This is a genomic window from Chitinophaga sp. (genome assembly GCF_035564935.1).
Taxonomy (GTDB): domain Bacteria; phylum Bacteroidota; class Bacteroidia; order Chitinophagales; family Chitinophagaceae; genus Chitinophaga.
Genome location: NZ_DATMTE010000491.1, coordinates 1 through 4,579, shown reverse-complemented (window position 1 = coordinate 4,579; position 4,579 = coordinate 1). Strand labels below are relative to the sequence as shown.

Genomic DNA, 4,579 nt, shown 5'->3' with positions numbered 1-4,579 from the left:
GATGTATCTGCCGCTGCCGGTATAGCTGTACGGAATGATACCGTAGCATTCTGGGTAATAAAAGATGGTAAAAGGACCGTACCGGGCGAACAGAAAATTCCTGCAGCCAATACGCCTGTATACCTGAAAATGGCCATGCTGCCCGATTTCACCTGCAGGGTATACTGGAAGCAACAGGGGGAATGGGAAGAACTTACCCCGGGTAAAAAAGCCTATAATATCAGTTTCCTTCCACCCTGGGACCGCAGTCCGCGGCCGGGATTGAACTTCCAGGGCGAGCCCGGCGAAAATGCCGCCTTCTCCTTTTTTGATATCAGGTACACGAGTGAAATACCGCAATAATATAAATTACACTGGAATGAGAAAACATACTTTAGGCACGTTATTGATTATACTGTTCGCTTCCGTTGCGGGTAACAGTCAAACCTATACGAAATATGTAAACACTTTCATAGGCACAGCGCCCATGACGGATCCTAAAATACTGGGGTATGAATTACCGAAAGGTTGGAGATCATGGGCGGGTCTTACCTTTCCGGGCAGCTCGCTGCCCAATGCCATGGTGCAGTTAAGCCCTATAACCGAGTACGGATCCGGGGCCGGTTATGAGTATGAAGACTCCGTGATATACGGCTTCACACATACCAATAAGGGGCACTGGAACCTGTGTAATATTCCCGTGTTACCGGTTTCGAACCCCGGTGAAAAATTCGGCTCCCGCTTCTCCCATAAAAAAGAAAGTGCAGCACCCGGCTTTTACCAGGTATACCTGGATGATTATAATGTGAATGTAAATCTTACTTCCACCTTAAGATGCGGATATCATCAGTATATCTATAAAAATAACAATAACCGGCAGATCCTCTTCGACCTGGCAAGAGCCAATAACCGGGTAAACGGCTGGAGCATTGAACAGGTGGGCAATTCAGCGGTACAGGGCTATCAGCAGGCAGGCGGCAGGATCTATTTCTACGCGGTGCTGAACACCAGCATTGAAAAACTGGAAAAGAAAGCCGAAGGAAAAAGCGATGGCTTTGCGCTGGTGCATGTGGCCAATGGCAGCAAAGGGCCGGTAGAACTGAAGATAGGCATCTCGTTTGTAAGTACTGAAAATGCCAAAGAAAACCTTGAAAAAGAGATCGGCAGCAAATCTTTCAGCGATATCCGCAAAGCAGCTACACAGCAGTGGGAAACGCTGCTGTCGTCCATCCAGGTGAAAGGCGGCACCAGCAAGCAAAAGCAAATGTTCTATTCCTGTCTTTACCGCTCTTTCCTCTGGCCGGCATTGCGCAGTGATGTGAACGGCGAGTATACAGATGCGAAGCGGAACGTGGTAAAAGCTGATTTCAATTATTATACCGAGCCTTCCCTGTGGGATACTTACCGGAATAAGGATGTGCTGCTTGGACTTATTTCACCGCAGGTTACACTGGATGTTATTAAATCGATGAAGGATGTGGGAGATAAAACCGGTTTTATTCCTACTTTTTTCCATGGGGATCACGGTTCCTCTTCTATTGCAGGGGCATATCTCAGGGGCATTGATGATTTCGACATCAAAGGCGCCTACGAAATACTGCTGAAAAACGCTACGGTAGAAGGCGGCGCAAGGCCGTTTATCAAGGAATATATGGAGAAAGGATTCATCAGCGACCCGGATGTGACTAACCCTCACGTAGAAACGAAAGGCAGGGCCGGCGTATCCAAAACACTGGAATATTCCTACGACGATTACTCCGTTGCGCAGATAGCAAAAAAACTGGGCGATACCGCCAATTACCGGATGCTGATGGCGAGGTCGAAGAACTATAAAAATATGTTTGATCCATCCACCCGGTTTATGAGGGGCAAACTGGAAAACGGCGAATGGATCCAGCCTTTCAACCCGCAGTATCCCTATTACGAATACATGTACAGGGAAGCCAATGCCTGGCAGGTATCCTTTTTTGCGCCGCATGATATGCCCGGCCTTATTGCATTGTATGGGGGCCCACAAGGCTTTGAGTCAAAACTGGACTCCCTGTTCACCGTTCCCTGGAACCCCAGCTATATTGCCAGGAATGTGGAAACAATGATAGGCCAGTATTGCCACGGGAATCAGCCGGATCATGAAGCGCCTTTTGCCTATTATTTTATCGGCAAACCTGAAAAATCACAAAAGATCATCGATACTATTTTAAATACTTTATACGGCATCGGCGATAATGGCCTGGCCCTTTGCGGGATGGACGATGCAGGGGAAATGTCGTCCTGGTATGTATTCAATGCTTTAGGGCTCTATACTTTTTCCGCTACCGATCCGGAATACCTGGTTACCGTTCCGCTGTTTGATGAAGTAAAATGGAGAACCAGCAATGGCAAACTGCTCACTATCTCCAAACCGGGTAAAGGCCGGAACTTAACTGCCATCAAGGTAAATGGCAGGGAAAACAAAGGCTATTTTGTGTCGCACGACCTGTTTAAACAGGGAGGGAAGATAGAGATTAATACGAAGTAAATTATTCCCCTGTTGCTGCCAGGCCCCCGTTTTACAAAGCGGGGGGCCTGGCTGTTTATAATCAGTAGTCCGGTACGTCAAATTTTTTGTCTTTATAATAAAAGTGCCTGTCCTCCTCCGTAATGGTGCGCACTACCCGGCAGGGGTTTCCCACCGCTACCACATTGGCAGGAATATCCCTGGTTACCACGCTGCCGGCGCCGATTACTGCGTTGTTTCCAATATTAACACCCGGGTTTACCACAGTATTTCCTCCAATCCATACATTGTTACCAATGGTGATGCCGATCCCGTATTCATAACCGGAGTTCCGTGAATCAGGGTGAATGGGATGCCCCGCGGTGAACAGGGAAACATTGGGCCCAAACATAACGTTATCGCCAATACGCACTTTTGCCACATCCAGGATAGTACAGTTATAGTTTGCCATGAAGTTATCCCCTACCTCGATGTGACTGCCGTAATCGCAATGAAATGGCGCCAGTACCAGTACATTCTTGCCGGCTTTGCCCAGGATTGCCCTGATGTATTGCGTTATTTTTTCCGTTTCATCCGGCGGACAGAGATTATACTGGTAGATCTTCTTTTTGGTTTCCAGCTGTTCTTCCGCCAGTCCGTCCATCCATGCCTTGTAAGGCAGGCCGGCCAGCATTCTTTCCTTTTGATTCATACCTGTTTGCTTTTAGTGAATTTATAGGTTTTGGGGCGGGTTACAAGCGCCCTGCAGAAAAAGGCATGGTATAGTTAGCAGTTTCATCCGGCCGTTTTTGCCGGAAATTTCCCGAAAAAAAAGGTGTCAACTTATCTGCCGGGGCGCTGAACCGGCCCCGGTAAAGGATTTTTGCCAAAACAACACATCAATGAAGAAGATCATTTTTGCGATGGCAACTGTTAGCCTTATTATTATTTTTACTGTTTCCTGTGAGAAGAGATCCGGGGAGCCCACTCCTTTTGAGAAAGTGTATGCGCGGGTATCAGATCCTGAGAACGAGTATTTCTGGGAACAGTTCCACAGCGGCAATGCCCGGAACGTAACAGCAGTGATCAGTCGACTTGAAAAGCAATACCAGGAAGATTCCACCAATGTGATTGCTGCGGCGCACCTTGGTTTTGCCCATTTCTGGCTACTGGCGGAAGGTATCCGGCAAGGCGTTCCGGTAGATAATGTTCCCCTGGCGGTTACCAAAGCATACAATTATTTTATGAAAGCATACCAGTTAAACCCCAACGATAAAAGGGTGCTGGGCTTCCTGGCAGATGCGGAAATGTCGTATGCAGGGGTGATGCAATCCGGCCCGTTGCTGCAGCAGGGATATGCGAGAGGGCTGCAGTCCATTAGCGACTGGCCGGAGTTCAATAAGTTTACCATTGGTACTACCTTTTCCAGTGATGCGCCGGATACGGAGTTGTTCAAAACTGCGCTGGAATGGCAATGGACTACGCTGGAAGACTGCTAAACTTCGCCCATCGACCGCTCTAACCCCAACATCCGGCAGTTCATCAGCCGCGACATGACCGGCCACAACCTGGGCCGGGACAGGGCCTGCTACAACAGCTGGATAGCTCCGCACAATATTGAAGGTTACTTCCTGCATATGGGAGACATGATCGTAAAAACCGGGGATTATCAAACCGCCGCAAAAGTATATGAACTGGCGAAGGCCGCCCCCAATTATGAAGACTGGCAATTCAAACCGGTTTTAGAAAAACGGATACAAAACGCCCAACGCAACACGCAAACTTTTCTTGATAACAATCAACAGGGCATCGACAATATGATCATCTCCGTATCCGGGAGCCTTTGCATGAGCTGTCATAAAATGAGCGCAGCCGACCAATCCCGCTTTAGCCGGTTCAACTGGAAAAAATTCTTTAAGGAAAACGATATATACTCCGTAAACGGTTTGAGGAACTAACCCACCGTTTTCCATAAGGCTATAAGTAACCTGTACCGGGAATGGCTTCGCTATTCCTGGTACAGGTTACTTATATTTGTTGCAGTTGTAACCCGTAAATACGGCCTTCAAATTTATTTAACCAATGCTATATTCTGCAGGAATTGCTATTTCTCTTTTCTTATTG

The 4,579-nt window shown here is 47.7% G+C and carries 5 protein-coding genes; 4 read left to right on the top strand and 1 reads right to left on the bottom strand.

Annotation, left to right across the window (positions count from 1 at the left end; translation table 11 throughout):
* The coding region (locus VN105_RS12655) for a hypothetical protein (RefSeq protein ID WP_325641385.1) at positions 1 to 342 on the top strand (342 nt) is incomplete at its 5' end.
* Between the two features lie 16 nt (positions 343 to 358).
* Positions 359 to 2,497: a GH92 family glycosyl hydrolase gene (locus tag VN105_RS12650; RefSeq protein ID WP_325641383.1), complete on the top strand. Its 2,139-nt coding sequence runs from the start codon at positions 359 to 361 to the stop codon at positions 2,495 to 2,497.
* A 61-nt stretch (positions 2,498 to 2,558) separates the two neighbouring features.
* Here VN105_RS12650 and VN105_RS12645 read toward each other — a convergent pair whose 3' ends face one another.
* Positions 2,559 to 3,167: a sugar O-acetyltransferase gene (locus VN105_RS12645; protein WP_325641381.1), complete on the bottom strand. Its 609-nt coding sequence runs from the start codon at positions 3,165 to 3,167 to the stop codon at positions 2,559 to 2,561.
* A gap of 190 nt (positions 3,168 to 3,357) precedes the next feature.
* Between VN105_RS12645 and VN105_RS12640 the strand changes: the two genes are divergently transcribed.
* Both VN105_RS12640 and VN105_RS12635 read left to right on the top strand, forming a co-directional pair.
* The gene (locus VN105_RS12640; protein WP_325641379.1) at positions 3,358 to 3,954 is read left to right on the top strand and encodes a hypothetical protein; all 597 of its coding nucleotides are present in this window, start codon (positions 3,358 to 3,360) and stop codon (positions 3,952 to 3,954) included.
* A 54-nt stretch (positions 3,955 to 4,008) separates the two neighbouring features.
* Positions 4,009 to 4,413 carry a hypothetical protein gene (locus VN105_RS12635; protein ID WP_325641377.1) on the top strand — a complete coding sequence of 135 codons (405 nt, stop codon included), beginning with the start codon at positions 4,009 to 4,011 and terminating at the stop codon, positions 4,411 to 4,413.
* The last annotated feature ends 166 nt before the right edge of the window (positions 4,414 to 4,579 follow it).

Bases quoted from the DNA above. Each gene is read 5' to 3' on its own strand.
- VN105_RS12650 (WP_325641383.1), top strand. From the start codon at position 359: ATGAGAAAACATACTTTAGGCACGTTATTGATTATACTGTTCGCTTCC.
- VN105_RS12645 (WP_325641381.1), bottom strand. From the start codon at position 3,167: ATGAATCAAAAGGAAAGAATGCTGGCCGGCCTGCCTTACAAGGCATGG.
- VN105_RS12640 (WP_325641379.1), top strand. From the start codon at position 3,358: ATGAAGAAGATCATTTTTGCGATGGCAACTGTTAGCCTTATTATTATT.
- VN105_RS12635 (WP_325641377.1), top strand. From the start codon at position 4,009: ATGACCGGCCACAACCTGGGCCGGGACAGGGCCTGCTACAACAGCTGG.